The organism is Lysinibacillus sp. G4S2, assembly GCF_030348505.1.
Taxonomy (GTDB): domain Bacteria; phylum Bacillota; class Bacilli; order Bacillales_A; family Planococcaceae; genus Lysinibacillus.
This window is the reverse complement of record NZ_JAUCFJ010000002.1, coordinates 5,148,123-5,174,469: the sequence shown is the minus strand read 5'-3', so window position 1 is coordinate 5,174,469 and position 26,347 is coordinate 5,148,123. Positions and strand designations below refer to the sequence as shown.

The 26,347-nt window shown below is 36.7% G+C and carries 32 protein-coding genes; 20 read left to right on the top strand and 12 right to left on the bottom strand.

The window, feature by feature from the left end:
- Nucleotides 1-17 precede the first annotated feature (17 nt).
- From QUF91_RS26355 to QUF91_RS26345, 3 genes are read left to right on the top strand one after another with little or no spacing between them, the layout of a single operon-like run.
- Complete coding sequence (locus tag QUF91_RS26355) at nt 18-890, top strand: DUF4097 family beta strand repeat-containing protein (protein WP_285397169.1); 873 nt, start codon at nt 18-20, stop codon at nt 888-890.
- Nucleotides 891-911: 21 nt separating this feature from the next.
- Nucleotides 912-1,568 (top strand): nucleoside/nucleotide kinase family protein, encoded by a 657-nt coding sequence (locus QUF91_RS26350; protein WP_289419870.1) that lies wholly within the window; start codon nt 912-914, stop codon nt 1,566-1,568.
- A 9-nt stretch (nt 1,569-1,577) separates the two neighbouring features.
- The gene (locus tag QUF91_RS26345) at nt 1,578-2,120 is read left to right on the top strand and encodes a histidine phosphatase family protein (protein ID WP_289419869.1); all 543 of its coding nucleotides are present in this window, start codon (nt 1,578-1,580) and stop codon (nt 2,118-2,120) included.
- Nucleotides 2,121-2,377: 257 nt separating this feature from the next.
- Here QUF91_RS26345 and QUF91_RS26340 read toward each other — a convergent pair whose 3' ends face one another.
- The 5 genes from QUF91_RS26340 to QUF91_RS26320 form a co-directional block, all read right to left on the bottom strand.
- Nucleotides 2,378-2,776 carry a helix-turn-helix domain-containing protein gene (locus tag QUF91_RS26340; protein ID WP_289419868.1) on the bottom strand — a complete coding sequence of 133 codons (399 nt, stop codon included), beginning with the start codon at nt 2,774-2,776 and terminating at the stop codon, nt 2,378-2,380.
- A gap of 305 nt (nt 2,777-3,081) precedes the next feature.
- Nucleotides 3,082-3,732 (bottom strand): SIMPL domain-containing protein, encoded by a 651-nt coding sequence (locus QUF91_RS26335; RefSeq protein WP_289419867.1) that lies wholly within the window; start codon nt 3,730-3,732, stop codon nt 3,082-3,084.
- 72 nt (nt 3,733-3,804) lie between these two features.
- A complete protein-coding gene (locus QUF91_RS26330; protein WP_289419866.1) occupies nt 3,805-4,428 on the bottom strand; it encodes a DUF2238 domain-containing protein in 624 nt (207 codons plus the stop codon).
- Between the two features lie 123 nt (nt 4,429-4,551).
- The gene (locus QUF91_RS26325; RefSeq protein ID WP_285397175.1) at nt 4,552-4,854 is read right to left on the bottom strand and encodes a YunC family protein; all 303 of its coding nucleotides are present in this window, start codon (nt 4,852-4,854) and stop codon (nt 4,552-4,554) included.
- A gap of 600 nt (nt 4,855-5,454) precedes the next feature.
- Nucleotides 5,455-5,577 carry a hypothetical protein gene (locus tag QUF91_RS26320; protein WP_285397177.1) on the bottom strand — a complete coding sequence of 41 codons (123 nt, stop codon included), beginning with the start codon at nt 5,575-5,577 and terminating at the stop codon, nt 5,455-5,457.
- A 258-nt stretch (nt 5,578-5,835) separates the two neighbouring features.
- Here QUF91_RS26320 and QUF91_RS26315 point away from each other — a divergent pair, with 258 nt between their 5' ends.
- Entirely contained in the window at nt 5,836-6,573 is a 738-nt protein-coding gene (locus tag QUF91_RS26315) for a polysaccharide deacetylase family protein (protein WP_285397178.1), read from the top strand.
- A 106-nt stretch (nt 6,574-6,679) separates the two neighbouring features.
- Here QUF91_RS26315 and QUF91_RS26310 read toward each other — a convergent pair whose 3' ends face one another.
- Nucleotides 6,680-6,967: a hypothetical protein gene (locus QUF91_RS26310; protein ID WP_289419865.1), complete on the bottom strand. Its 288-nt coding sequence runs from the start codon at nt 6,965-6,967 to the stop codon at nt 6,680-6,682.
- A 108-nt stretch (nt 6,968-7,075) separates the two neighbouring features.
- On the opposite strand from QUF91_RS26310, the gene QUF91_RS26305 reads away from it, so the two are divergent.
- Both QUF91_RS26305 and QUF91_RS26300 read left to right on the top strand, forming a co-directional pair.
- Entirely contained in the window at nt 7,076-7,870 is a 795-nt protein-coding gene (locus QUF91_RS26305; RefSeq protein ID WP_289419864.1) for a DUF2268 domain-containing putative Zn-dependent protease, read from the top strand.
- Between the two features lie 18 nt (nt 7,871-7,888).
- The gene (locus QUF91_RS26300) at nt 7,889-8,401 is read left to right on the top strand and encodes a DNA-deoxyinosine glycosylase (protein ID WP_289419863.1); all 513 of its coding nucleotides are present in this window, start codon (nt 7,889-7,891) and stop codon (nt 8,399-8,401) included.
- Between the two features lie 41 nt (nt 8,402-8,442).
- On the opposite strand, the gene QUF91_RS26295 is transcribed toward QUF91_RS26300, so the two are convergent.
- On the bottom strand, nt 8,443-9,303 hold the full coding sequence (locus tag QUF91_RS26295) for an endo alpha-1,4 polygalactosaminidase (RefSeq protein ID WP_289419862.1): 861 nt from the start codon (nt 9,301-9,303) through the stop codon (nt 8,443-8,445).
- A 358-nt stretch (nt 9,304-9,661) separates the two neighbouring features.
- On the opposite strand from QUF91_RS26295, the gene QUF91_RS26290 reads away from it, so the two are divergent.
- The 3 genes from QUF91_RS26290 (at nt 9,662) to QUF91_RS26280 (ending at nt 13,055) form a co-directional block, all read left to right on the top strand.
- A complete protein-coding gene (locus QUF91_RS26290) occupies nt 9,662-10,105 on the top strand; it encodes a hypothetical protein (RefSeq protein WP_285397187.1) in 444 nt (147 codons plus the stop codon).
- 459 nt (nt 10,106-10,564) lie between these two features.
- Nucleotides 10,565-12,196, top strand: a complete 1,632-nt coding sequence (gene abc-f / locus QUF91_RS26285) for a ribosomal protection-like ABC-F family protein (RefSeq protein ID WP_289419861.1) — start codon at nt 10,565-10,567, stop codon at nt 12,194-12,196.
- 61 nt (nt 12,197-12,257) lie between these two features.
- Entirely contained in the window at nt 12,258-13,055 is a 798-nt protein-coding gene (locus tag QUF91_RS26280) for a hypothetical protein (protein WP_289419860.1), read from the top strand.
- Here the strand turns inward: QUF91_RS26280 and QUF91_RS26275 are convergent.
- From QUF91_RS26275 to pdxR, 4 genes are all read right to left on the bottom strand, one after another.
- On the bottom strand, nt 13,052-13,228 hold the full coding sequence (locus tag QUF91_RS26275) for a hypothetical protein (RefSeq protein WP_289419859.1): 177 nt from the start codon (nt 13,226-13,228) through the stop codon (nt 13,052-13,054). The two genes, QUF91_RS26280 and QUF91_RS26275, sit on opposite strands and share 4 nt — an antisense overlap.
- A 203-nt stretch (nt 13,229-13,431) precedes the next feature.
- Nucleotides 13,432-13,713, bottom strand: coding sequence for a hypothetical protein (locus QUF91_RS26270; protein WP_289419858.1), 282 nt, complete (start codon nt 13,711-13,713; stop codon nt 13,432-13,434).
- Between the two features lie 168 nt (nt 13,714-13,881).
- Nucleotides 13,882-14,373, bottom strand: coding sequence for an SRPBCC family protein (locus QUF91_RS26265; protein WP_289419857.1), 492 nt, complete (start codon nt 14,371-14,373; stop codon nt 13,882-13,884).
- Between the two features lie 12 nt (nt 14,374-14,385).
- Entirely contained in the window at nt 14,386-15,786 is a 1,401-nt protein-coding gene (pdxR, locus tag QUF91_RS26260) for a MocR-like pyridoxine biosynthesis transcription factor PdxR (RefSeq protein ID WP_289419856.1), read from the bottom strand.
- 113 nt (nt 15,787-15,899) lie between these two features.
- Here pdxR and QUF91_RS26255 point away from each other — a divergent pair, with 113 nt between their 5' ends.
- Entirely contained in the window at nt 15,900-16,859 is a 960-nt protein-coding gene (locus QUF91_RS26255; protein ID WP_289419855.1) for a proline dehydrogenase family protein, read from the top strand.
- Between the two features lie 97 nt (nt 16,860-16,956).
- The gene (locus QUF91_RS26250; RefSeq protein WP_289419854.1) at nt 16,957-17,316 is read left to right on the top strand and encodes a YybH family protein; all 360 of its coding nucleotides are present in this window, start codon (nt 16,957-16,959) and stop codon (nt 17,314-17,316) included.
- Here QUF91_RS26250 and QUF91_RS26245 read toward each other — a convergent pair.
- Nucleotides 17,313-18,110 (bottom strand): sulfite exporter TauE/SafE family protein, encoded by a 798-nt coding sequence (locus QUF91_RS26245; RefSeq protein WP_483308099.1) that lies wholly within the window; start codon nt 18,108-18,110, stop codon nt 17,313-17,315. The genes QUF91_RS26250 and QUF91_RS26245 overlap by 4 nt on opposite strands.
- A gap of 278 nt (nt 18,111-18,388) precedes the next feature.
- Between QUF91_RS26245 and QUF91_RS26240 the strand changes: the two genes are divergently transcribed.
- From QUF91_RS26240 to QUF91_RS26200, 9 genes are all read left to right on the top strand, one after another.
- On the top strand, nt 18,389-19,201 hold the full coding sequence (locus QUF91_RS26240) for an alpha/beta fold hydrolase (RefSeq protein ID WP_289419853.1): 813 nt from the start codon (nt 18,389-18,391) through the stop codon (nt 19,199-19,201).
- Between the two features lie 27 nt (nt 19,202-19,228).
- Nucleotides 19,229-19,795, top strand: a complete 567-nt coding sequence (locus QUF91_RS26235; protein WP_289419852.1) for a nucleotidyltransferase family protein — start codon at nt 19,229-19,231, stop codon at nt 19,793-19,795.
- Between the two features lie 24 nt (nt 19,796-19,819).
- Nucleotides 19,820-20,314, top strand: coding sequence for a DinB family protein (locus QUF91_RS26230; protein ID WP_289419851.1), 495 nt, complete (start codon nt 19,820-19,822; stop codon nt 20,312-20,314).
- Nucleotides 20,296-21,126 (top strand): helix-turn-helix domain-containing protein, encoded by an 831-nt coding sequence (locus tag QUF91_RS26225; protein WP_289419850.1) that lies wholly within the window; start codon nt 20,296-20,298, stop codon nt 21,124-21,126. The genes QUF91_RS26230 and QUF91_RS26225 overlap by 19 nt, the downstream gene beginning before the upstream one ends.
- Nucleotides 21,127-21,347: 221 nt before the next feature.
- Nucleotides 21,348-22,331, top strand: coding sequence for an ABC transporter substrate-binding protein (locus QUF91_RS26220; RefSeq protein ID WP_289419849.1), 984 nt, complete (start codon nt 21,348-21,350; stop codon nt 22,329-22,331).
- 152 nt (nt 22,332-22,483) lie between these two features.
- Nucleotides 22,484-23,491 carry a FecCD family ABC transporter permease gene (locus QUF91_RS26215; protein WP_483308098.1) on the top strand — a complete coding sequence of 336 codons (1,008 nt, stop codon included), beginning with the start codon at nt 22,484-22,486 and terminating at the stop codon, nt 23,489-23,491.
- Nucleotides 23,484-24,515 (top strand): FecCD family ABC transporter permease, encoded by a 1,032-nt coding sequence (locus QUF91_RS26210; protein WP_289419848.1) that lies wholly within the window; start codon nt 23,484-23,486, stop codon nt 24,513-24,515. Before QUF91_RS26215 ends, QUF91_RS26210 begins: the two co-directional genes overlap by 8 nt.
- A gap of 29 nt (nt 24,516-24,544) precedes the next feature.
- Nucleotides 24,545-25,327, top strand: coding sequence for an ABC transporter ATP-binding protein (locus QUF91_RS26205; RefSeq protein ID WP_289419847.1), 783 nt, complete (start codon nt 24,545-24,547; stop codon nt 25,325-25,327).
- Nucleotides 25,324-26,103: an alpha/beta hydrolase gene (locus tag QUF91_RS26200; protein ID WP_483308097.1), complete on the top strand. Its 780-nt coding sequence runs from the start codon at nt 25,324-25,326 to the stop codon at nt 26,101-26,103. The genes QUF91_RS26205 and QUF91_RS26200 overlap by 4 nt, the downstream gene beginning before the upstream one ends.
- Nucleotides 26,104-26,347 lie beyond the last annotated feature (244 nt).

The following is a 26,347-nucleotide window of genomic DNA, read 5'->3' as shown; positions in this document are numbered from 1 at the left end:
AGAAATGAGGATGTAAAGTGAAAAAAGCAATCATAGCTCTGGTATTCGTTATTGCGATAGGGGGCATTATATTCACCTTTAAAACAAATGAAGAAAAGGGCATTAATGAACAACAGTCCTTTGATGCTCAGCAAATTGAAGAACTAGAAATAACCAGTGAGTCTTGGGATATAGCATTAGAAAATACAGAATCTGAAAAATTAACAGTTGAAATTGAAGGTAAGCTACAAGAAAAGCAGGAAAGCAATCCTGTTGAAATTAAGAAAGACGGAAATAAAATTGTAGTAGATCAACAAGACACTGATGAAGGCGTTATGAAAAACTTTAGCTTTGGAAAAAAAGGTACTATTCACATTTCTGTTCCTAAAAATGCTGCGAATAAGATTGCCATAAAAAACAGCTATGGTGATATCAAAATTAACAACATTGAAACAGAAGAACTGTCGATTTCAACGGATTCTGGCTCTAAAATCATTAAGGGATTATCGGCTGATAAAGGTGAAATTACATCGAAGGATGGGGAATTGAAAATGATGGATAGCACCGTGAATGAGTTAACGATTGCCGCTACGAATGGTGATAGCTATATGACTAGAGTCAACAGTCCGAAAACGAAAATTACTTCGACTAGCGGTGAAGTTTTTATGAAAGAAATCATCGCAGGAAAAGTATTATTTGTAGAGACTGCTTCAGGAGATATTACAATATCATACAAAGAGGCACCGAACTCATTAGAGCTTATGGCGAGCAGTGAATCATCTGACATAAACGTTGATTTAGAAGGTTATCAGGAAGAAGAACATACGGAGCAATTAAAGAAAGGCAAGATTGGTGACGCGTTGAATAAATTGGAACTAATTAGTAAAGAAGGTATAATAATCGTAAACTAAAATCTATGAGGTCAATGAGAAATGTTAAGACAAGAACTTATTTCAGAAGTAGCCAATAATATTATAGATTTACAACTTCAACATCCCATTAGAGTAGCAATTAGTGGAATAACAGCTTCAGGGAAAACAACTCTTGCCAATGAACTTGCTGAAGAGCTTCGTCGAAGAAAAAAGGAAGTAGTACGAACAAGCATTGACAATTTTCATAATCCAAGAGCGATTCGCTATCGACAAGGAAAGGATTCAGCAATCGGGTATTATGAAGATGCACACGATTATCAAGCATTTAAAGAAAAACTGCTAATTCCTTTAGGGGAAAATGGAAATCGTCAGTATCAGATCGTTTCATTAGATTTAGAAAAAGATGAATATGTAAACCCTGAACAACAGCTTGCAACAGACGATACGATTTTCATTGTTGATGGAACATTTTTATTGAAAAAAGAACTAATACATTTATTCGATTATAAAATTTTCGTACAGACAGATTTTGAGCTAGCCAGAAAAAGGGGAGCAAAACGGGAAACGATTGCATTCGGAAGCTATGAAAAAGCAGAGGTAATGTTTTTGAACAGATATCACGCTGCCTCAAGTCTTTATTTAAATGAGCATAACCCTCAAGAAAATGCAGATATTGTAGTTAATAACAATGATGTTGGTTCTCCATATTTTCTCTAGGAGGTTTAAATGGTTAAGTGTATTTATATAATCAGACATTGTGAAGCTCAAGGACAATCGTCAGCTGCTTCTTTAACAGAAGAAGGTTTTCATCAGGCAGAAGGTTTAGCTGATTTTTTCGCTGACAAAAAAATTGATCGAATCATTGCCAGTCCTTTCTCACGTGCAATTCAAACTATTGAACCGCTGAGTAATAGGAAAAATATAAATATTGAAATCGATGAACGCCTTTCAGAACGAATTTTAAGCACTACAGAGTTACCTGATTGGTATGAAAAACTTCAAGCAACTTTTACCAATATGGAGCTGAAATTCGGAGGCGGAGAGTCGAGTAACGAAGCAATGAAACGGATCGTTCACGTAGTTGAGGAAACTTTAAAAAGTGACACCGAACATACAATTATCGTTAGTCATGGAAATATAATAACCTTACTGTTGAAAAATTATAATAGTGATGTTGATTTTCAAGTTTGGACACACCTAAGTAACCCAGATGTTTTTCAGCTAAGTGTTAAGGATTATGAAGTGAGTCTAGAGCATATATGGGAATGATAAAATTTATTTTGCTATAAATAGCCTTAGCTACGAACCAGGGTATCATCTGTGACGCTGATACCCAAGGAGTCGCCCATTCGGAACGAAGATCAACTTATATTCAATGTATGTTTAGAAAAAAGTACATTTGATCCTGAATAATTCATAGTCATGTAAGCGGACTGTTCTTGATTTCCATATGTATAGGCTTGTGTGGATGAATCCCAAGGGAAAGTAGGTAGGTCACTTTTCCTTGGGATTTTGTTAGGTTAAATTTAACTAATCGAATATTTCCTCATATAAACATAAAGTTCAATACCTAGCATAAAGAGCGTTGCAATTAAAAATCCAATCATAAAAATATCGTGTACAAATGCAAAATACGCTATATAAATTACAATAGCAACTAAAAATAAGATTACTAGAAAATGAAACTTTACTGCTTTTTCATTATTCACGATTTGCTTTTTTATATTGCTATTACCTTTAATCAAATTATCTAAACTAATATTCATTTCATCGCTTAATAAAATTAAATTTTCAATATCTGGAGCACCTTTTTTTTGCTCCCATTTTGAAATGGCTTGTCTAGTAACACCGATTTTATTAGCCAATTGTTCTTGGCTTAAATTATTACTTTTCCGATAATCTAAAATCGATTTGCTAATTTGCATTTTTATCATTCCTTTCATATTTGATATCATCACCATACCAAATTTACTGCTGTTGCAAACGAAACCAATAGTATCAAGTCCGCAACGCTATGTTGCCATTAAATTAAATATGGAATGAGAGTGCCATTGTTTTAAATCCTCTCGAAAAAATGTTTTTTTTTAGGTTCTTCATCAAAACTTATGGTTACTTTTCTATAAATTCAATAATCTTACATTCAATTAAAAAAAGAAAAGCGAAAACTCACGTATCGTAATTGTTGTCGAGACAAATTAAGAGAGGAGTTTTCGCTTTAGAATTATACAACTTAATATTGAAATTTCACTCGAACAGTCGCATTAATGGCTATTTGACCTTGTTCAATAGGTGTAGAAATTTTGGAATCAGCCATCGCCATTGATCTATACAGGACAGGTGCACTTTCATGTTCCTCAACTATTTCAATTGGTTGTGGTTGTAAAGGCAAATGCATCGTCTCTGCAATTGTTTTAGCCTTCATTTGAGCATTATGAAGGGCTAAACTGAGAGCTTGTTGATAATAGGCATCTACATTGTCGATGTTGAATTGGATAGAGGAAATCCGATTTGCGCCATTTTCTACAGCTGTATCAATAATTTTACCAATTTGGCTCGTATCTGTTACTTTAACGGTAATAGCATTTGTTACTTCGTAGCCATTAAAAATCTGTTTGCCGTTCTCATAATCATAAAGTGGTGAAATAGTATAGAAAGCTGTTTGAATATTTTCTCTTGGGATATGGAGAGCTAAAAGAGATTGGATGACACGATTCATAATTATTGCATTTTCCTGCTGTGCCTCTTGTACATTTTTCCCTCTTGTCTGGACTTCTAGTTGAATTTGAACATAGTTTGGAGTAGCCATTACTTTTCCATTTCCGGTGACCTCAATCACGCGAGATGTATGGGGCGATTGCTGACCAACATTTGCATAGTACATAGAATACCACCTTTCGAATGGTTCATATTAGATATGCTATGCTTGCTCCAGAGAAAATTTGTTTATCATCATTTACTTTTCCTGTCTTTTCAATAATTTATCGTGGAATTTTGTAAATAACAGTAAAGCTAAAACGGTTCCAATGAAGGCTGAAAACATGTCCCATTGTGCATCCCATGGATCTCCCTGCATCCCTACAAAATCTTTAGCAGTGTTACTTCCTTTTGAAATTTTTGTACTTAGCCATTCAATGATTTCATAGAGGGCAGCAATTGCTAGCAAAATACTTATTGTAATACCTGTTAACCAAGCACCTGTCGTTAGAGGTGTCTTCCGTATTAATATTTCTCTTATGACAATGGCCATCAAACCTTTAAGAAAATGTCCAAAGCGATCGTAGTCATTCCGCTGTAAGTGAAATTCTTCTTTTATCCAATTAAAAAGTGGGACCTCTGAATAAGTATAGTGCCCGCCAATAAATGTTAGGATGGACAAAAGGGCGATAATAAAATAAGAAAAAGTTGTGAAGCGAAACTTGTTGTAGATAGCGACTACAATAATAATAGCAACTACTGCAGGGCTAACTTCTGCGAGCCAATCTAAATAGGATGCAGGTTTTATTACAGACCAGACAAAAATGATAATTACGGTTAATAATAAAAATACATGTATTTTCCAATGTTTATCTTTATCCAAAACGAACACTCCTTTGCCCAAAGTATCGGGAAAGAGTGAATAACTTATACAATCTTTACTTTACATCAACTAAAAAAGCGTCTAGTAATAGCACTGACGCTTTTAATATGCAAAAGATAGCTGTTATATCATTTTTAATAATGCCTCTACACCAGACATTCCTTCAGTAATACCAAGCTGCTGAGCTTCATAAGTAACGGACTCTAATGGAGCCGTCAATAACTCATCAATGGTTTTAACGCCAACTGCTCGACCTGCAATGATTTTTCGGTCTGCTAAGCGATCATTTAATAAGCCAACATCTAAAGCCCCACACATGATGTAACCCGTTTCATTCGAAATTGTCAGTAGGGTTGTTTTTGGTAATTGGACCATTACAGCAGTGAAAAAATGCCCTTGAATCATAATAGGCTCAATTGTCACCATCAAAATCACTCCTTTTCTCTATATACCATATGGCGATAGATAAAAAGGTGTTCGATATTTTCACTAAAAAATATTGTAAAGTTAATTTGATACCTAAAACAAACGGTGAAAATGTATTTTTATGGTTCATCACCATAAACGTGTAGTTGATTTCCGTTCTGGCTGAGCGCTTTGTTGCTGCCGTTGCGCTTCGCTCCACTTTCGCGACAGAAAAATGAGCTTCCCACCAGGTATGCTACTGAAAAGCGGAAAGTAAATGACTTTAGAAAAATTCCTTTGATCAAATGAAGCGACGCAAACCATCAGTGCGGCCAGTAGTGTTGCTTGAAGGTAGATGTCGATATTTTTCAAAAGTTGGTTGATAAACAATGAAAAGTTCTCGATAAATCTGAAAACTGTTTCGATAAACTCTCAATGCGAACAGAGATACTGTATTTTTCAATATGTTCCGATAAAATCTGAAATTGTTCCGATAAATCGCGAAATTGTTCCGATAAAACACAAATTTATTCCGATAAATCTCTCATCCGCGCTTTGTCACTGTCGTTACGCTACCGCTCCGCTCCACTTTCGTCGCAGAAAAATAAGGTTTGTCCCATTTTATTTTGTATAAGAAAGCATAGCTGTTTGATTGAATTTTTTTAATGCAACCGTTGCCTCGTTTTTATTGTCGTACTCGAACATACGATAAGTATTTTGTTCAAAAACTGTAATAATCCACATAATAAAATCTCCTTTAGTTGTACTATAACATTTTATATTTTCTGTAATTGTTATATATCAGTTTGTACATCTTATTGTACATCAATTCATAAAAAAATAAAGTGCTATGTGAGTGTTTTCACAATTCGTTCAAAATTTAACAGTGTTAAAGATAATGTTTTAGGAGAAAACCTCCAATCCTTCACGAGTATATTTCATTGTAATTCGTAAATAGTAAGTTGACGGAGTTATGTGAATTTGAACTTGGGAGGTGATGCTATGACACGTAAGTATGTATTGTTTTTAACCCTTTGTTTTTTAATCATATCGGTATTTTTTACAAAGCTGACAATCTATGCGGATAAAGGTCGACCTTATTATGAGGAGACAGGGGAAGTTGTATGGGATATTAACACAGAAGACAAAATAATTGCTCTAACTTTTGACGATGGACCTCATCCCAAATATACGGCAGCTATTTTAGATGTATTGGCAAAGTATGATGCAAAGGCTACCTTTTTTATTCTTGGAAAAAATGCAGAAAAATATCCAGAGCTAGTTTTAAGGTCTTATTCTGAAGGGCATGAGTTGGCCAACCATACGTATTCACATCCGTTTAATGTTTCCGTAGCAGAATTGCGAAAGGAACTTCGTCAAACAAAGGGAATAATTTATAGTATTACTGGATTTGCTCCAGTTTTGTTCCGTCCTGTAGGTGGTAACTATAATGATCAAATGATAAATGCTGCTGTAAAGGATGGGTACAAAGTAGTTATGTGGTCTTGGCATCAGGATACTCAAGATTGGAAACAGCCTGGTGTGAAAAAAATTACACAAAAGGTACTGAAGGGATCGAAGCCTGGAGATGTTATTTTATTCCATGATGGAGGCGGCGATCGCACGCAAACCATTAAGGCGCTGGAAGAAATATTACCAGAACTTAAAAAACAAGGTTATACATTTGTCACAATATCCGAGTTGATTGAAAGCAAACAACAGAAAGAGCAAGTGCAATAAGAAAAAATAAGCCATCTCAGTAACAGATTGAAATGGCTTATTTTTTTCCATAAAAACAAACAGCCTGTTATATCGCATCGAGAATTCATCAAATAGTATTTCACTTTTAGAAAAATATTAGTGGCGCTATTGCAATTCCTATAATAGTTCCAATTGCGATCCCAATGCCAAAACCGGATCTTCTAAAGCCAAAACCAGGTCTTCCAAAGCCGCCTCCGAAGCCGCCCCCGAAGCCTAAACCATATCCTCTATATCGTCTATCAGGTAGAATCCACACATTTTTTCTATCTACCATCGTTATTTCTCCGACATGTATTCTGCCAGATCTATCTGTTATTCTTACACGTTTACCATGATAACTACAGCAAAGATTATAAGCATCATTTGGATTCATAAAATATCCCCCCTTTCGACTTCCTTACAAGTTAATATATGCCGTTCCGTACACTCATCAATAGCCGATTGTCTATTGGAGACATAAGCTATACAAGGGGGTGAACGTATGTCAGTAATGCCAACTGATGAATGGTTGAATGAATTTCTGGCTAGTCAAAAGTTTAATTACAATAGAAAGTTCGAAGACTTACAATGCTCTATTCTTTGTAATCGTTTAGTAGAGGTTTTTAATGGTGGATCTCCAGAAGAAATACAATTTGAACTACAGCAACAGGGGCTTTTTCAGCCACATGAAAAAATAGATATTAAGAAGTTACAAAATCAAAATGCATGGAAAATTGTACGAGAGGAATTTATTTATTTAAAAAAGAGATGGAGCGGTCCAAATATACCAATCTATATTTTTCCGATAACACAAGAACAAACAATGACCAATAAAAATGGTGTCGCTTATCCAAATGCTTTATTTTTATTTATAGGAGAGCTTGAAAAAGAGGAACTTAAAGCGTTATTTGCACATGAGTACAATCATGTTTGTCGCTTACAATATTTAAATAAGTCTCTAAACGAAGTGACCTTATTAGATTCTTTAATTTTAGAAGGCTTAGCAGAATGTGCAGTTGAAGAGTTTTACGGAGATAAATGGGTAGCCCCTTGGCTGAGTTACTACTCATTAGATAAGATGCGAAAAATATGGAAGGAGCATTTTTTGCCTCAAATCAATATTCAAGGATTAGACAATCATGTTGAATTTTTATATGGTGGAAAGCTCCCTCAATGGATAGGGTATTGCATTGGTTATGAAATAGTAAGGACCTATATAAAAAATCATTCGTCAAATAAACTTCATATAAAAAGTTCGAAGGAAATACTAGTTGGCTCTGATTTTCCGTTACAATAATGGGAAGGAGTTGTTGTTGTGTCAAATGAACTGAAAAATGTCTTACCACCAGTTATAGATTCGTCAACAAAAGTGCTCATTGTCGGCTCAATGCCAGGGAAGCAATCATTAGAGAAACAGCAATATTATGGTAACCCACGCAATCACTTTTGGCCGATTATAGGGGGAATATTAGAAGAAAATATACCAGGTGACTATGAGCGAAGATTAAAATTGTTAAAGAGCAATCATATTGGTCTTTGGGATACAATACAATCCTGCGAGCGTAAAGGAAGCTTAGATGCAGCCATTCGTAATGAAAAACCGAATGATTTTAAAACGCTTTTTGAACAGTATCCAAATATTGAGTTAGTCCTTTTTAATGGGGGAAAGGCATTCGAAGTTTTTAAAAAACATATTGGCTTTGAGGTTTTAGCTGATCGAGCCTATCAAAAAATGCCTTCGACTAGTCCAATACCAGGTAAAAATATTAAATCCTTTGAGGAAAAGCTCGAGGATTGGCGAGTGATGAACCCTTATTTATCTCTATAACTAAATACCCTCTGACTAGTGTTTCAGAGGGTATTATAGTTTTATTGCCAGGTGTTGTAGTAAGATCCGGCGGGGCTGTAGAAAAATTTAAATTGATATTTTTCTGCTAAGGTACGACTTTTTTCTTCATCCTCAAAGCCAATCGTCATGATCTGTGTACCGGATTTTTCTCGTATTTGAACTAATTGCTCCATCATATCCAATGACCATTCATCTTCTCCAACTACATCATACGAGAAGTTTTCCCACATAATAAAGTCAACATATGGTGCTGTATAATCAGCTAATGTTTGAAAGCCCCAATTTTGAGCAACAGACAAGCCGTTATATTGTTGTTTTATTGCTTTGATGAAGGATAACATTGCTTTATTTTGTGCTTCTTGTTCATTTTCAGGTAAATAAGAATTAATATTGCCCACAGTATCTAAAAACACACCATCTAAGCCTTTTTGAACAATTTGCTTCTGAATTTCTTCTAGTAAAAGCTCTTGATAGTGTTGAGAGGTCATATCCATTAAATACGAATCCCACTCAGAAAAATACATCTTTTCTCCATGCTCGTCTTTATAAAAATCTTCTTCTTTTAATTGGCTATAGAGCTCTGAATTCCACTTGTCTGCTTCCATTGCGTTAATATAGCCATAAATTAATGTTCCATTTTTTTGAGCATAGTCGATATACTTCTGCTGCATTTCAATAGGTTCCACAATGACCAAATCTATTTTAGCCATTTCCTTACCAATCTTATCGTTTCCTGCATCTAAATAATATTTGTAATCCTTTACGTCAGCTAGCTTAGCTTGGATGCTTGTCGTTGATTTGGCGGCTTGATTCGAAGAAATTAGTAACCAAATGCCTAATGACGCAATTATAGTAGTAATAGTTAAAAGTAATTTTCGCATAAGAGCTCCTTTCTTGGAAATATCGGCATATCTCCATAACGTATGGTTGATTTCCATTCTGACTGGGGCGTCCGATGAGCCGCTTCACTCGTGATGCTCGCTCCAAGGTCTCATCTGTGACGTTAATCCTCAAGGAGTCTTCTAGCCGGAACGAAGATTAAGTTATATTCTTGGAATACGTTTTAACAAATGTCATCCACAACTTTTGGTGATGAGCCAAATATCTTTTATTATGCAATATTATCCAACTGGGTATTTGTTTGAATGTAGTCTTCAAAGCTCCACTATAGATAGGCAATTGCTCAACGGTTGTTAGCCCTTTTACATATATTGAATTATGTAAAAGGAGGGGTTTATCATGAACAATCCATATGAAGAAATTATGCCACTTCCAGAACCCGGTTTCGAGCCATCATTCGGACTGCCTGGAATTGGCCCACCGCCATCGTTTGGACCGCCTGGATTTAGACCACCACCATCGTTTGGACCGCCTGGTTTTGGCCCACCACCATCATTTGGACCACCTAGCTTTGGCCCACCACCAGCAGGTCAAATGCCTCTTGGCCCACCACCTAGCTTTGCGCCATCATTTCCACCATTCGGAATAGGTACGAGTGGTATTCAATCATGCTTATTTAGAAATACGTATATATGGATGTTTAATGGAAGAAGCTTTTGGTTCTTCCTAACTGCTGTAGGAAGAGAGTTTATTGCTGGGTTCCGATGGAGTAGCAGAAGTGGTTGGCGCTTCCAAACCATTGCAAGAAGAGATATTCGCTCGTATGATTGCTCGAGATGGTAATTAAGAGTATGACACTATGAACCAATAAGAATTCTGTTATTGGTAGGGTGCTGCTTTTAAAGAATTATTTTACAGCTTTATCATTGTTGTTTTAAAGGCAATGATGTTACAATTATTGTAATTACAAATGAAGGGACGATGGGTGGCTAATGATTAACTAATCTTATTTTTTGCGAAATTTTATATTTCAGAATCAAAAATAGGATTAGTCTGCCCATTTTCCATAAAACACAACTTATATCGGCAAAGCTTTGCTGATTTACAGTTGGCTATAATTAAAGTGCTTGATGATCCATCTGAACGTCTTTTTCTAGAAACAGATGAGAAGTAGCATTTTAGTAATGGATCACAAACAAGCTATGTGTAAGAGCTTATTTGTGGATGATATTTTTTCGACTAATCCTTCCAAAATAATTGGAGGGATTTTTTTGTCCCTCCGACTGGAGAGGAATGGATGTTATGAAGGAACTTTTAAAATTACAAGACGTGCATTATGAAATAAAGGATACGAAAATTTTTGAACATGTAACAGCATCGGTAAAGGTAAGCGAGGTCATCGGCATTATTGGTAGAAATGGAGCTGGTAAATCGACGCTATTGCAACTAATTGCCGGCTTGATAGTGCCGACTGCGGGACAGTTACGCTGGTTGCAGTCTGCTAAAGTTGCTTATGTAGAACAGGAGAGCGCACACTTTGATTCGCTAGAAGTATCTGCAAACGAGGCGAATTTACTTGCTAAATGGCAGGTGCCAGATGTGTTATTTTCAGCCTTAAGTGGCGGAGAGAAGCTTAAAATGCGTCTCGCAGATGGTTTTGCACAAAATGCCCAATTACTTTTATTAGATGAACCGACGAATCATTTAGATGAGCAAAGTACTGCATTACTCATCGAACAAGTAAAAAGTTACGATGGTGCAATCATTGTTGTCTCACATGATCGCTATTTTTTAGACGAGATTGCCACTAAAATTTGGTCTCTAGAAGAAGGGGGACTTATTGAGCATAGCGGTAATTATACTAGCTATATGGCCGCTAGAGAACAGCGAAGACTAACACAACAACGCGCCTATGATAAACAGCAAAAGTACATTGAATGTATTGAAGCACAGATGCAGCAGCTAACATCCTGGTCACAAAAGGCACATGCACAGTCTACAAAGAAGGAGGGCTTTAAGGAATTTTATCGTGTAAAAGCAAAGCGTATGGATTCGCAAGTTAAATCTAAGAAAAAGAGATTAGAGAAGGAGCTTGCAAAGGCAAAGGTTGAAGCTGTAGAACCTGAAGAAGAGATTCGTTTTTCCATAGACACAGATCAACGGGTGGGGAAGCGTTTTTTAGAGACAAAGCATTTGATGAAGTGTTTTGAGCAGCGTGTTTTATTTAAGGATGTAAATTTAATTGCAAAATTTGGAGAAAAGATTGCCATTACTGGATCAAATGGCAGTGGCAAAACAACATTATTAAAAATACTTTTAGGACAGATAAAGGCTGAAGGGGAGATTTGGATATCTCCTGCTGCGACTATCGGCTATTTAACGCAGGAAGTATTTGATTTACCACTAGATCAAACACCTGAGCAATATTTTTATAACGAAACCTTTGAAGAGCAAGGGAAAGTTCGGAATTTAATGAAGCATTTAGGCTTTACACCAGCGCACTGGACTGCACCAATAGGCAAGATGAGTATGGGGGAGCGGGTAAAGTGTAAACTAATGGCTTACATTTTAGAGGATAAAAATGTGCTTATTTTAGATGAACCGACGAATCACCTTGATCTACCTTCTCGGGAGCAATTAGAGAAAACACTTGCGCAATTTAAGGGAACATTACTTGTTGTCTCGCATGATAGATATTTTCTTGAGAAGGTAACTGATAGTGTGTGGGAAGTTCGAAATAAACGTATTGAGAAAAAATGGAGAAATGGCGCTCCTTCTCAAGTCGATGACATAGCTGCTCTTCGTTTAAAGCTTGAAAATGAAAGACAAGAGATACTTGGCAAGCTTAGTTTTCTTACGGTAAAGAATAAAGATTATGCTATGCTTGATCAAAAGTTTAACGAGCTGACGAAGCGAATTAATGAGCTTAAGTAACTAAAAGTTTAAGTTCATAATGGGTAGGGAAAAAATAAAGAAAAATAAGGGGGCCTACATGATGAAAAAGTCACTTTTTGCCTTAATGCTTTTAAGTCTCAGTATAATTAGTGCATGCTCTGATGAAGAAGAAAAACCTAATGTGCCAAATAAGCCACAAGAAGAAGAGCAACAATCGCATGAAAATCAACAAGAATCGTCTAAACCAAATAAGGAAAACACGGTAGCATCCATTACACAGGCTGGAGCACTGAAAAATGTTAAGGACCAGCTTAACACAAATTTACCGATAACTTTACCAAAAGGGCTACCGATCACAGAAGGTACATTTTTAACAGCAACGACGAAGGCGGAAACTAACGAAGTTGAAATAGTATTTTTTGAAAGCAAAGAGTATTTGCCAATCAACGATATTAAACTAAAACAACCAGATAGAGCGACCGTTATTGCTCGGCTCTTAGTGAAGCAATATGAAAATGCAGACGAAGCAAGTGAGCAAATTGCTTTTGAGAACTTTAGTCAAAAGGGCGGTCAAGAAGTTGATCTTGGTTCCAACATTAAAGGCTATCAAGATGCAGGTGCTGGCTCTTTATGGACTGGTTGGAATGAGGGAAGATGGGCAGTAGCAACCCATACAAGAACAGACAATCCGGAAGCTGGTGTAAAGCTTGCTAAGCAGGCAGTACAATTTTTAGAATCGCATATGCTTCCAATTCCAAAGCAACACGGTTCTGCACAGTTAGATGTATATGAATCAGGAAATTTAATTGTTTGGCAGGAAGACAAGCTTGTCTATACGCTGGATTCAATTAAGGATCCGCTAAAAGCACTTGAAATTGCTACAGCTTTTTATCATTAAATAATATTGAAAGGTGCCAAATTGATAAAGTACGGCTCTTCGGCAAAACGAGGGGGTGATTTCCGTTCCGACTGGGCGCTTTGTTGCTGACGCTTCGCTTTCGCACAGAAAACATTTGTTGCTGCCGCTTTGCTTTCGCTACAGAAAACATCCGCTACGCTCCATGGTCTCATCTGTGACGCTGATCCCTAAGGAGTCGCCTAGTCTAACCATGTTCACTCTATTTTAAAGAAAATCGAGTGAAATGCTTAGCCTTCAAGAATCCAAAAACTAGTTCTACACCAATTTTTCGTTGTCTTTTAAAATATCCCCTTGAATTTCGACATGGAATTTTACATTGTCTACTTCAAGGGGATTATTTATTGTGTCACTACGTTTAAAATGATACTTTTCTTTTATCTTTCCGAACAATTAAAAACATGTATAGGTTAAATAATAAAAAGATGATAACCATTACTGCTAAAGCATATGTATCTTGTATCTTAAACAAGAAAGAATTCAAAGCATTTAATAATGCAACTGACATCAATGATAAGCAAAAGATATTTTCCCTTTTTGATTTATCACCGTTACTTAGATAACTAGCAGAAAGCCAGATAAAGAAAGGCAGGTAACATACAGTTAAAAAAGTTAGAATAGCCAATTCAATAAACGTCATATTACAAACACCTCCTAGAAATCTTCCTTATTTTATACGATTGAAATTTGAAATAGTTTCAATTTTATTATTCTATAAAAATGTCTGACTGACCTATTAAGTGTATTACTTTAACTCTTAACTTTTAATAAAAGAACTTCACACCTTAGGAGTTCTATTTAGAATGGCTTAAATCTTCTCTACATCATCCACAAGCTGCTTATACTCCACAAACCATTTTTTCCATTCTTCCATTGGAAATTTTTCATGTAAAGTTCCATTTAATAAGTCTGAAAGCAGGTCTAAGCATATATGCCAGCCAGCTAAATCCTTTGGTGTATGCTCAGTTAGCTCACCAATCGATTCAAGTAATACTAATTTGGAACCGCTGCTAGTGGGGGAGAGTTCAAATCTGACTGTATCTTTGCCCCAGTCAAATTCGAGCACTTCCTTCTCAACGTAGTCTGTAATTGTTATTTCCATATAAGTATCTGTTCCATCATTCATATTAAAATGGATTTTACCGTTTTTTCGAAGATCGATGATTTCTAAATTGTTCATCCATTTTTGAAGCTTTCCATTTTCCGTTAATACGGCCCACACAGCTTCAACTGAATGTGATAATGGACGGTTAAATTTTACGACATAGTTATTTTGTTGTTTCTGAATAGTAGCGAGCATTGGAAATCCCCCTTAGTACTTTACCTCATCATAGACTGCTTGAAATAGTATTGTCACGCCTTCTTCTATTTCATTCTTCTTTAAATGTCCATACCCAAAAATAATCCGATTATTGTGTCTCCCTTTCTCTATCGAATGATCCTCTACAGGGTATACTTTTACACCAAGTTGTTCGATTTTAAACAATACCTCTTTAGAAAAATGAATATCCTCTAATTCAACAATTAAATGCATACCGGTAGTGTAACCTAAAATCTTCACCTTATTTGAAAAGGTTGTTTGCAAACATTGGATAAGAAAATCTCGCTGGTTTTTATAGAACTTCTTCATCTTTGCAATATGTCTTTCTAAATAGCCTTCTTTAATAAAGCGAGCAAGAATAAGCTGATCCAATGATTGTGTGTGTAAGTCAGTAAACCATTTCAGCTGCCGACATTTCTCGATTAGATGAGTTGGGAGAACGATGTAACCTATTCTCAAAGCTGGAGAGAGAATCTTGCTAAAAGAGCCTATATAGAGTACACGTTCTAGATCTAAACCCTGTAAAGAGCTGACAGGTGGACCTTCATAGCGAAACTCACTATCATAGTCATCCTCAACTAAAAAACAATTATTTCTTCTTGCGAAATTGATTAATTGAATTCTGCGCTGTATTGGAAGCGTACCCCCCAGTGGGAATTGATGTGATGGAGTCAGGAAGACAAATTTAGGATGCAAATTTTCTGGTATTAACGCTGTCTTCATCCCATATTCATCTACAGGTATTGGATAAAGAGAGGCACCTGAAGATTTAAAAATCGTTTGAATATCATTCGTAATAGGATCTTCTATAATGGCTATATCATTAGGTGATAAAAGCAATCGAGAAACCAGTGTCAATGCTTGTGTAGCGCCTGATGTAATGATAATTTGTTCTGGATGACAGTTAACACCTCTAGTTCTTAATAAGTAGTGTGCCAGCGTTTGTCTTAATTCTAAACGACCTTCAGGAAAGTCATATCCAAAATTAGTTGATTCAATATCATTCCACAGTTGATGTGATAGCTTTGCCCATGTTTTACGGGGAAATAAGTCCAATGCTGGAATACCTGAACGGAAATTAATAATATGATTTTTCACCTTTTTTTCATCGACTTCATATAAAAATGGTGTCTCATGCTGTGTTAAAAAGGCTCCCTCTGCAACAAATGTACCTGAACCTCTTCGGGCAATTAAAAACCCCTCTGCTAACAATTGATCGTAAGCTTCCAAAATGACATTTCTTGAGACCTTTAGCTCGACAGAAAGCTCACGTGTAGATGCTAGTCTTTCACCTGCTTGAAGATGGCCATTTAATATTTTTTCCCGAATTTGCTGATAAACTTGCCGGTTTAGAGGTATATCTGAAGAATGATCGATTGGTATCCATAACAACTTTCTCTCCTCCTACTTAAAATTGGTACCTTGAAAAATTATATAAAGTGGTTCTACTCTTACCAATTTTATCATGTTAAAGTACTGGGAAATAGATAAGAGGAGGAATAAAAATGAAAAAGACAGAAGAAATAGTGATTCAAGCATTAAAATCTGCAGCGAGGAATGCTCAAATGAAACATGACGTTCAACAGTCAACAGAACTCTATCCGTTATTATGGAAGGCAGCGAATCGGTATGTTACGGGTGAGGAGAGAAAGGATGCTATTCCAATTGCTCGAGAATTCATCGCCAAGGATTACCAAATATCACTAGAGTTTATAGGGGAAAATACAACTGATTTGATGGAATGTCGAAAGGCTAAAGATGAATATTTGCAACTTATTGAGGGCATGGGTGCATTGGCGATAGGACAAACTGTGTCGTTAGATTTGTCGCATATTGGACTTTCTGTTAATACGGAACTGGCGTATAAACACTTAATTGAGCTAGCTAAAAAAGCATATCAGTTCAGAATTACATTGATGATTAGTATGGAGGAGTCATCAAAGACGAGCGATATCCTCGATATTTATAAAAAAATAGCTAACCAATATTCCAATGTCGGGATTACGCTACAAGTTCATCTCTATCGTACAGAGAAGGATTTACAGCAGCTTATTCAATACCCAGGGAAAATAAGGCTTGTTAAAGGTGCTTTCCAGGAGCCGATCGACGTTGCGCAGAAAAGATCAGAAGCACTGAATGAACGTTATCTTCATTATGTAGAGCAGTTGATTAATGCCAATCATCCAATCTCGATAGCTACGCATGATGAACTATTGATTCAAGAAATGGAACAAAGACAATATTTTAATCATCCAAATGTAGAGATAGAAATGCTTTATGGTATACAGCCAGATTTGATACGTCAATTAAAAGAGAAGGAGTACCGCTGTAAGATTTATCTTACGTATGGAACGGATTGGTATTTATACTTATGCCATCGTTTAGCTGAATATCCGGAGAATCTATATTTGGCTGTAGCAGACATCATTAATCCATCTATGTTAACTAGAAGTGAAAATTATTGAACAAGCAATATTGCTAGCATGTACTACTGGTAATTAGCCATAATGATATTCCTATATAATGGGATTTCAGCTAATATTGTTGAAAAAGGAGGGTTTCTTGATGTATCAAAAAGCTTTAGAGCGTTATATTACAGCGACAAATTCCCATGATTTTAATAATGTAAAGGAGAGCTTGCATCCGCAAGCAGTGTATTGGTTTACCGATAAAACATGCACAACTTTGGAAGAAATAGGGACCTATTTTAATAATGCATGGAACTTGATAAAGGAAGAAGTTTATTCAGCTACTGATATTCAGTGGCTTACGGTTGATGAAAAATCTGCTACCTGTATTTATACATACCATTATGAAGGCTATCATAACGGGAAATTTGTATCAGGTAGCGGTAGAGCAACGAATGTTTTTGTAATAGAGAATAATGAATGGAAGCTAATTCATGAACATTTAAGCCGTTAAATTATTTTTATTGTTACTTGAATAAGTAGCAATGAAATAATAATTGTTAGTAGTATTTTAGCTACTTTTATCGGAATTTTCGGTAGAACTAAAAGTCCGATTTGAGAGCCGATAATAGACCCTACTGCCATCGCAATCGCATATTGCCATTGAATAAAGCCGGTTTGATAAAATACTAAAAATGCGCCAGTACAGCTCCCGAATATAAGCACACGTGTGAGCTGTACTGCCTTTATGTAGGAGTAATGGTAGCGTAAATAATGTAGTATGCTGAAGGTTGAAGAGCCAGGTCCAAAACCTCCGTCATAAACCGCAATTAAAAATGGCTGCCATAATTTATTGTCGTGTTTCGTGTCATTTTCTTTCGAGGTAACAGTCCACTCTTTATTTTTTAACGTTACAAACAGGGCGAAAATAAGTAAAATACATGCGATAACATTCATTGTTTTTTCGGAGATGGATACTGTTAGAAGTGCTCCACAAATACCTCCAGCAATGGCTACAGCGACATATTTCATAATAGATGCTAGTCGAAGCTCCTTATGATAAAGAAGATAAAAGATGCTCGACAAAGCTGCAATGCCTGATGAAAACTTATTCGTAGCAATGCTTGTTTGAATAGGTATGCCAACAAGCATCATAGCGGGGATTGTAATAAGCCCACCACCGCCAGCTAGCGTACCGATAAAAGCGGCAATAGTTCCTATAATAACGAGTTTCAGTGACAGTTTCGTATAAAAAAGTCCAATTAAAATGACAAGCATTACGATTAAAATAAAAGATGATTTTTTCATAAGCGTCTCCTTTAACGTTGTTAGTTAAAGGGTATTGCTAGAACATTTATAAATCTAATATATTATTTTCGATTTTGTATAAATGAGATTTATGCATATAATCGGTACAAAGTACAATTGATTTTTCTCTTCCACTATATGTACAGTCCCCCTTAAAGCTCCGACCTCTTCTAATTAGCCATGCTTATTTTCATTCGTTTAGCCCCTTTGAAATAGATTTGAAAATAGTTATTATTGTAATTAATGGAAGTTATTATTCACCAAAGGGGATGGTAGAAATGAAGCAAAGTATATATCAATGGGGCAACTCACAAAATCCAACTTTAATCTTTTTACATGGACTAGGGAGTACGGGTTTAGCATTTGGAGAACTAGCAAAGTATTTAACAGAGTATCATATTGTATCCTTTGATTTACCTGGACATGGTTATGCAAAAGCTTTGGAAGAAGAGAATGCTTATTGTCCTTCCAATTTGATTGTTGAGATAGAAAATATAATAAACCGACAGTTAGGTGGTAAATCCCATTATTTGGTTGGTCATTCTTTAGGAGCTGATTTAGCCTTGCATTATGCTGCTAAATATCCTAAACAGATAAAGGGTATGATCTTGTTAGATGGAGGTTACTTGTCATCACAAGATTTAGGCATGACATTAGAAAATGAATTACAAAACATAGAAAATTTCTGTAATGAAGTGAGGTTCCCATCTTGGGACGTATTTTTTGAATCGGAAAAAGAAGAGCTTTCACGATGGTCAGAAGAGCTTGAAGAGGCATCAAGGGCTCAAGTTAAGGAACAGGATGGAGAAATAAGACTAACGATTTCTACGTTTACTGCACAATCCATGATAAAAGGTATTTATATGGAACTAGTCACCGATATAGTTGAACAGGTGCATTGTCCGACTCTTCTAATACGTGCAACGAAACCAGTTGAACTAGAATCTACTAGAAGGAAGAGTATTCAAACTTTGCAAGCTAGAATGAAAAACGTGGACATTGAGCCAATCGAGGATGCAGGTCATGATATTTTTCGTGAAGCACCTAAGGATGTTGCTGAAAAAATAAGAGCTTGGCTTGAGAATCAATAATGGGACGCAGCGTAAAGAGGTGATTGAATGCAACCTATAAAAACAGAGGGAGAGTTAAAGAAATTAATTGAGGCAGATGACTGGATGATGGACATTTTAACAACTGTAGAAAAGCTACAATTACCTGATTCATGGATATGTGCTGGGTTTATTCGTTCGAAGGTGTGGGATGTTCTGCATGAAAAAGAATACAGAACGCCATTAGCAGATATTGATGTGATATATTTCGACAAAGTAAACTCTTTAGAGAATTTTGAGAAGCAGTATGAACAAGACTTGAAAAAATATTTACCGAATGAACCTTGGTCTGTGAAAAATCAAGCAAGAATGCATGTAATAAATAATAGTGAACCATATCAATCATCTATTGATGGAATGGCTAATTTTCCTGAAATACCGACAGCTATTGGTGTAAGGCTGGCTAATGGAATACTTGAATTAGCTGCACCTCATGATATCGAGCACTTAATGTCTGGGATTGTCGCTCCTACACCATATTTTCAAAAAGGTTCTCAAATGCATGAGATTTATGAGAAGAGGATTCAAAGCAAGCAGTGGAAGTCAATTTGGCCGAAGCTACAGATTATCTATTAAAAAGAAGTGAAGGAGCTGAAGAATTTGCATCACGATAAAAATCAAATAATCTCGCATTATGAAAAATCCATAGCATTTGTAGAAAGTTTGGCAATTATAACTGAGGAACAATGGCGTACACCTATAGAACCTGGGAAATGGACGGTTGCAGAGGTAATTGGGCATCTTACACCATGGGATGAATTCGTGTTAAATCAACGTCTTCCGTTTCTCTTTATAGAAGAGAGTCTCCCAAAAGGTCCACCTGTAGAAGAAATGAATGCTAGTGCAGCAAGGAATAGTCGTGTACAAAGTAAAGAAGAGACGGTAGCCAATTTTATAAATCAGAGACATCAGCTAATGAACGCACTTCATCCAATAGATGATAAGCGATGGCAACAGCCTTTTAAAATAGGTACAACTGAATTAACACTTCATGGTTATTTTGCTAGTTTAGTAGATCATGATTTGCATCATTTTTCACAAATCCAGAAAGTTTTAAAGAATGAAGAGGCAATAAAGTGGATATCAAGCATTTAATCGATTACTATGCACATGCGTCTGTAAGTTTTACGGATGTTTTTACAAATAAAATGGAGCCGGGGCAAGTAGATACAGGACGAACAACAGCTCCTGGGAAGTGCGGGTTAGTTGTACCACTTGCTGGTAGTGCCATCTTTAGTTTTAATGGTATCCCTTATGTAATGGAGCCAGGTGTGGTCGTACATGCTGGGCCACAAATGCCAATCGAGATTAAAGTTACCGATGATAATGAATGGGAGTATGCGGTTATCCATTATCAACTTCCTCCCGAAGAAGCAACTTTATATCCATTATCAGTTCAGCACTTTTTAATCAAAACAGGCTATCATACAAAAATTATTGACTATATACAGCAGTTACTAGAAAGCCAATCAATGCCGGGGAATATGTCTATTTTCAAAGCAAAGACTCTATTTATGAATCTTTTGGAAGCGATTCTTGTATCGGCAAAAGTGAAGATTCTCGATACAGCAAGCGACAAGATGGAGCAAGCTTTACAGTATATACATGAGAATTATGCTAAACCACTTTCTGTTTCAAAAATTGCTGCAGAATTTGGTGTCGAGCGTCGTAGATTTGCCTATTTGTTTGAACAGCATACTGGAATGAATCCCAGCGCTTACTTAACAGAGTATCGCATACGACGGTCGAAGGAGTTACTGAAATATGATGATTCTCCTGTAGCAGAAATAGCAGAATGTGTAGGTTATACCGATTGCTTTTATTTTAGTCGAGTATTTAAAAAATGTACTGGAATGTCCCCGACAGCATATCGAAAAACAATGCTTAAGGAAGCTAAATACTTATAAAAAGTTGTTTCTTGAAAAAAGAAGCAGCTCTTTTTGTAATCAAAAATCGGCAAAAGTCCATGCGATTTATGAAATCGTCCATTCACAACCGTTTCTCTCTTTGTTAGGATAATATCCGTAAATGATAATGAATATCAATTAAATCGATGAATCCTATTGACTTGTAAATGAAAACGATTATCATTATCAATATGATTCCGATTTGTTAGGAGAGAATAATGATGAATAAATATTTTAAAATGTGTGCACCTGCTCTATTAGCTCTATCCTTGGTTGCATGTGGGACGGAGAAAGCAGAAGAGTCTACTACATCTACAAATAATGCAGCAGAAACAAGTGCAACAGAAACACAAACGGATAAAGCGAAAACACAGACGATTACATATTTAGGCGAAAAATATGAAATTCCAGCAGAAGTGAAAAACATTGTAGCGGCTAGCTTAGAATCTATGGAAGATGCGGCAATGCTCGGTATTAAGCCTGTTGGCGTGCTTGATGTTGGTGGGAAAATCCCTTCATATCTTGCTACAGAATTAGAAGGTGCTGAGCTTGTAGGAAATAAAATGGAGCCGAATGCAGAGGCCATTCTAAAACTCGATCCAGATGTTATTTTAGGTACCTCAAAATTCCCTGAGGAAACTGCTGAAAAGCTTAATAAAATTCAAACGATGATTCCGTATTCGCATGTCTCTACAAATTGGAAAGAGAACTTAACATTACTTGCGCAGCTTTCAGATAAAGAAGACGATGCTAAAAAAATCATTGCAGATTATGATGCAAAGGTTGCTGATGCTCAAGCTAAATCTAAAGAGCAACTAGCGGGCAAGGACATTCTAGTTATTCGAGTACGCGGTGGTGTAATGTATATCTATCCTGCGGGAGTTTACTTAAATCCTGTGCTATATGAAGATTTAGGTGCTCCAATACCAGAAATTTTAAAAACTACAAAGGCTCAAGCTGAAATATCTCTTGAAACATTAGCAGAGGTAAATCCAGATACTATTTTCCTTCAGTTTGAGGAATCAGAAAATGCCGATGCACCGAAAGCGTTAGAAGAACTACAAAAGAATCCGATTTTTGCGAGCTTGAAGGCATCACAAAATAATCAGATTTTCGTCAATGCGATTGAACCTTTAGCGCAAGGTGGTACTGCATGGTCTAAGGTGAAATTCTTAGATATCACAGCTGAAAAATTACTTAAATAGTAGATAGGCTGGTAGTAGATTTGGTGGTATCACCAGTCTATTACCAGCCTTTTATAAGATAAAGATTCCGGACGCATTGTTAATCTGTGCGAAAGCAAAGTGACAGCCGGAACTACGCCAAGGTGAAATTGATATAGAAAAAGGTGTGGAAGTTGAAAAAAACAAACATTGCGGCATTTTCAATACTAGCAGCTTCTCCATTCCTAATTGCGATTGTGGCATTAGTGTCCGTTATGTACGGTACAAAAGACATTAGCGCAATAACGGCGTGGCAGGCGATTACTGCGTTTGACCCTTCAAATGTGGACCACCAAATTGTGCGAACAGGGCGTATCCCTAGAATTACCGCAGTTTTACTAGTGGGGGCATTTTTAGCAGTAGCCGGCGCTGTTATGCAGGGTATTACACGAAATTATTTAGCGTCTCCATCACTAATGGGCGTTAATGATGGTTCAGCATTTGTTATTACGTTAGCAATAGTATTTTTCCCAGGGCTTCCGAATTACCAAATGATCCTACTTTCTATGCTCGGTTCAGCATTAGGGGCAGGAATTGTATTTGGTTTTGGCTCTTTAATTCGAAATGGTTTATCACCAGTAAGACTTGCCATTATTGGGACGGTCATTGGTACATTTTTAAGCAGTATTGCCACAGCTATTGCGATGTATTTCCAAGTATCACAAACAGTAAGTGTTTGGTATAACACAAAGGTACATATGGTGGACATGGATATGCTCATGCTATCTATTCCATTTGGATTGATTGGTTTAGTTCTTGCATTAGTATCAGCTAAAGCTATTACGATCACTTCACTAGGCGAAGATATCGCTATTGGACTTGGACAAAAAACGAAAGCGGTGAAAATCATTAGCATGCTTGCTGTTGTATGTTTAACAGGTACCGCAGTAGCACTTGTAGGAAAAATCTCCTTTGTAGGGTTAGTAATTCCTCATATTACACGTTTTCTTGTTGGTGTAGATTATCGCTTTATCATTCCATGTGCAGCTGTAATCGGTGCGTTTTTCTTAGCACTTTGTGATGTACTCAGTCGCTTTGTTAATTATCCGTTTGAAACTCCAATCGGCGTATTAACGGCATTGGTTGGTGTCCCATTCTTCTTATATTTAGTTCGCAAACACGGAGGTGAAAAACGTGCGTAAAAAAACCTCAAGTGTATTCGTTATGACTGTTGCAATACTCATTGTATTTATTTTAGGTGCCAGCTATCTTCATATTACAAATGGTGTTTTTGATATGTCGGTGATGGATGTTTTAAGAACATTGCTACGTATTGAGCCAAATCCAAAATTTGATCTTGTCATTTTTGAATTCCGTTTACCACGTATTGTCATCGCAGCACTTGTTGGTGTTGGTCTAGGCATGGCAGGGGTTGTGCTACAGGGGATTACACGTAATGGCTTAGCAGACCCAGGAATTTTAGGGATTAATGCGGGTGCTGGTGCAGCAGTGGTTATCTTCATGTTTTTCTTTCAATTCCGTGTCGTGTCTGCAGATATGAGTAGCTGGTTATCTGTTTTGATGATGCCGATGTTTGGATTTGTGGGCGGTGCTTTGGCTGCTCTACTTATTTTTTCGTTTGCCTGGAAAAATGGTCATTTAGATATGCAGCGACTTATTTTAACAGGAATTGCGATTAATAGTGGCTTTGCGGCACTGTCACTGTTTTTATCATTGAAAATGAATGCTCAAGATTATGAAGCTGCCGCAGTTTGGATGGCGGGCTCTATTTATAATGCAAACTGGATTTTTGTAGTGACTATGTTGCCATGGCTTATTTTATTAGGCATTTACGTTTATCGGAAATCATATTTGCTCGATTATTTTCAATTAGAAGAGGATAGTATTACAAGCTTAGGGATAGCGGTGGAAAAAGAGAAAATGAAGCTATTATTGGCAAGTGTTGGCTTAGTCAGTGCCTGTGTATCAGTATCAGGCAGTATCGGCTTTATTGGACTAATGGCGCCACATATTGCTAAACAGCTTGTCGGTATACAACATCGTTATGTCATGGCAGTAAGTGCGTTGATTGGTGCGGGATTACTTATTTTAGCTGACTTTATAGGAAAAACAGTATTTGCGCCGTCTGAGTTAGCGGTTGGTATTGTTGTCTCGATTATTGGGATTCCGTATTTCTTATATTTACTAGTGAAATCAAAGGCATAGGGGGAAATCGTATACAAACTGCATTTAGAATGGAAAATTTATCTTCCGGCTATGAGCAAGTTCGTGTGTTTGAAGGCTTAAATTTAACAATTGAAGAGGGGAAGGTTACGACCATTATAGGACCCAATGGGTGTGGGAAATCAACATTATTAAAAACAATCGGTCGTATATTAAAGAAGCTGCAGGGCACGGTTTATTTACAAGATCAAAATATGCAAAATTTATCGACAAAGGAAATCGCGAAAAAGCTAGCTATTTTATCTCAGACGCCTAATGCACCTGGTCAGTTAAAGGTCGAGGAACTTATTGCCTATGGTCGTTATCCGCATCGAAATAATGTGAACCGCTTAACAAAAAAGGACGAGGAAATGATTGAGTGGGCCTTAACTGTCACAAATACAAATGAGTATCGCAATCGCGAGCTTGCACAGCTTTCTGGGGGTCAGCGCCAGCGTGTATGGCTTGCAATGGCCTTAGCGCAAGAAACAAATATTTTGTTATTAGACGAACCGACGACTTATCTAGATATGGCACATCAGTTAGAAGTGCTAGAAATTGTGAAAAACTTGAACGAGCAGCATAGATGTACGATTGTTATGGTATTACACGACATTAATCACGCAGCACGATATTCTGATCATATAATCGCAATGCGGCAGGGTGTTGTGATGAAAACTGGAACACCAAGCGAAATTTTATGTGAAGATGTTATGCGAAATGTATTCAATATTCATGCACGTATTATGGAGGATCCTGTTACGAAAACACCAGTATGCTATGGTTATGATGTTTTGAGGGAGGCCGGCAAATGATTGAGGAGAAAATCGTGAATACACTTGATTATGTGACGCAGCAAATTATATCGAAGTTTACTAATTATACTTATACGATAAATATTTATGTACCGAATGGAGAAGTACCAGCAGGAGGGTTTCCCGTTTTATATGTATTGGACGGATCGTCATACTTTCACCTTGTGAAGGAAGCAGTCCGCCTGCAAAGCCGCAATGCGCCTAAAACAAGTATTTTGCCAGCTATTGTAGTTGGTATCGGGCATGGAGCCGATATGCATGAACGACGATTTTATGATTTTACAGGACAAGCCCAAACGTACACTTATCCTGCAAGATTTAAAGGTAAGGGCTATGAGAAGCATGGAGGAGCAGAGAACTTTAGTCGATTTTTAGAGGAGGAATTAAAGCCAAGTATTCAGGCGCAATTCCCTGTAAATGTACAGCAGCAAGCACTGTTCGGCCATTCATTGGCGGGTTACTTTGTGCTTTGGCAATTATTCCATCATCAATCAAGCTTCCAACGTTATATAGCGATAAGCCCTTCTATTTGGTGGAATGAGCATGAACTAGTAAATTATGTTTCAAAATTTATAAAAGAGCGTCCATATGCATATGAAAAATTATTTATAGGTGTAGGGGAACTGGAAACCTTTATGGTTGATGATGCACAACAAATTGCCAGCGATTTAGGAAAAATTATGGACATTGCGTTTTATGAAGCGTTGGAGGAAAATCATGCATCAGTTGTCCCAACTGTTATGAGTAGAGCAATACGTTTTGTGAATAAATATTAATGTCGATAGTGGCTGGGACAAAACTGGTCAAAACCTTAAAAAGCGCGAGAAATCAATTTAGAAACGTTGATTTCTCGCGCTTTTTTGATGTTGAATTTTGCGTAAAAAATAGGCTTATGTCATAAGCGATGCAAATTATCAGTGTGGTCAGATAGTAGGTAGATGTCGATATTTTTCAAAAGTTGGTTGATAAATTAAAAAAGTTGGTTGATAAATCGATAAAGTTGGTCGATAAACAATCAAA

Excerpts from the sequence above, each read along its gene's own strand:
- QUF91_RS26350 (WP_289419870.1), top strand. The coding sequence starts at position 912 with ATGTTAAGACAAGAACTTATTTCAGAAGTAGCCAATAATATTATAGAT.
- QUF91_RS26345 (WP_289419869.1), top strand. The coding sequence starts at position 1,578 with ATGGTTAAGTGTATTTATATAATCAGACATTGTGAAGCTCAAGGACAA.
- QUF91_RS26340 (WP_289419868.1), bottom strand. The coding sequence starts at position 2,776 with ATGCAAATTAGCAAATCGATTTTAGATTATCGGAAAAGTAATAATTTA.
- QUF91_RS26335 (WP_289419867.1), bottom strand. The coding sequence starts at position 3,732 with ATGTACTATGCAAATGTTGGTCAGCAATCGCCCCATACATCTCGCGTG.
- QUF91_RS26325 (WP_285397175.1), bottom strand. The coding sequence starts at position 4,854 with ATGGTGACAATTGAGCCTATTATGATTCAAGGGCATTTTTTCACTGCT.
- QUF91_RS26320 (WP_285397177.1), bottom strand. The coding sequence starts at position 5,577 with ATGTGGATTATTACAGTTTTTGAACAAAATACTTATCGTATGTTCGAG.
- QUF91_RS26315 (WP_285397178.1), top strand. The coding sequence starts at position 5,836 with ATGACACGTAAGTATGTATTGTTTTTAACCCTTTGTTTTTTAATCATA.
- QUF91_RS26310 (WP_289419865.1), bottom strand. The coding sequence starts at position 6,967 with ATGAATCCAAATGATGCTTATAATCTTTGCTGTAGTTATCATGGTAAA.
- QUF91_RS26305 (WP_289419864.1), top strand. The coding sequence starts at position 7,076 with ATGTCAGTAATGCCAACTGATGAATGGTTGAATGAATTTCTGGCTAGT.
- QUF91_RS26295 (WP_289419862.1), bottom strand. The coding sequence starts at position 9,303 with ATGCGAAAATTACTTTTAACTATTACTACTATAATTGCGTCATTAGGC.
- QUF91_RS26290 (WP_285397187.1), top strand. The coding sequence starts at position 9,662 with ATGAACAATCCATATGAAGAAATTATGCCACTTCCAGAACCCGGTTTC.
- abc-f (WP_289419861.1), top strand. The coding sequence starts at position 10,565 with ATGAAGGAACTTTTAAAATTACAAGACGTGCATTATGAAATAAAGGAT.
- QUF91_RS26280 (WP_289419860.1), top strand. The coding sequence starts at position 12,258 with ATGAAAAAGTCACTTTTTGCCTTAATGCTTTTAAGTCTCAGTATAATT.
- QUF91_RS26275 (WP_289419859.1), bottom strand. The coding sequence starts at position 13,228 with ATGAGACCATGGAGCGTAGCGGATGTTTTCTGTAGCGAAAGCAAAGCG.
- QUF91_RS26270 (WP_289419858.1), bottom strand. The coding sequence starts at position 13,713 with ATGACGTTTATTGAATTGGCTATTCTAACTTTTTTAACTGTATGTTAC.
- QUF91_RS26265 (WP_289419857.1), bottom strand. The coding sequence starts at position 14,373 with ATGCTCGCTACTATTCAGAAACAACAAAATAACTATGTCGTAAAATTT.
- QUF91_RS26255 (WP_289419855.1), top strand. The coding sequence starts at position 15,900 with ATGAAAAAGACAGAAGAAATAGTGATTCAAGCATTAAAATCTGCAGCG.
- QUF91_RS26245 (WP_483308099.1), bottom strand. The coding sequence starts at position 18,110 with ATGAAAAAATCATCTTTTATTTTAATCGTAATGCTTGTCATTTTAATT.
- QUF91_RS26240 (WP_289419853.1), top strand. The coding sequence starts at position 18,389 with ATGAAGCAAAGTATATATCAATGGGGCAACTCACAAAATCCAACTTTA.
- QUF91_RS26235 (WP_289419852.1), top strand. The coding sequence starts at position 19,229 with ATGCAACCTATAAAAACAGAGGGAGAGTTAAAGAAATTAATTGAGGCA.
- QUF91_RS26220 (WP_289419849.1), top strand. The coding sequence starts at position 21,348 with ATGAATAAATATTTTAAAATGTGTGCACCTGCTCTATTAGCTCTATCC.
- QUF91_RS26205 (WP_289419847.1), top strand. The coding sequence starts at position 24,545 with ATGGAAAATTTATCTTCCGGCTATGAGCAAGTTCGTGTGTTTGAAGGC.
- QUF91_RS26200 (WP_483308097.1), top strand. The coding sequence starts at position 25,324 with ATGATTGAGGAGAAAATCGTGAATACACTTGATTATGTGACGCAGCAA.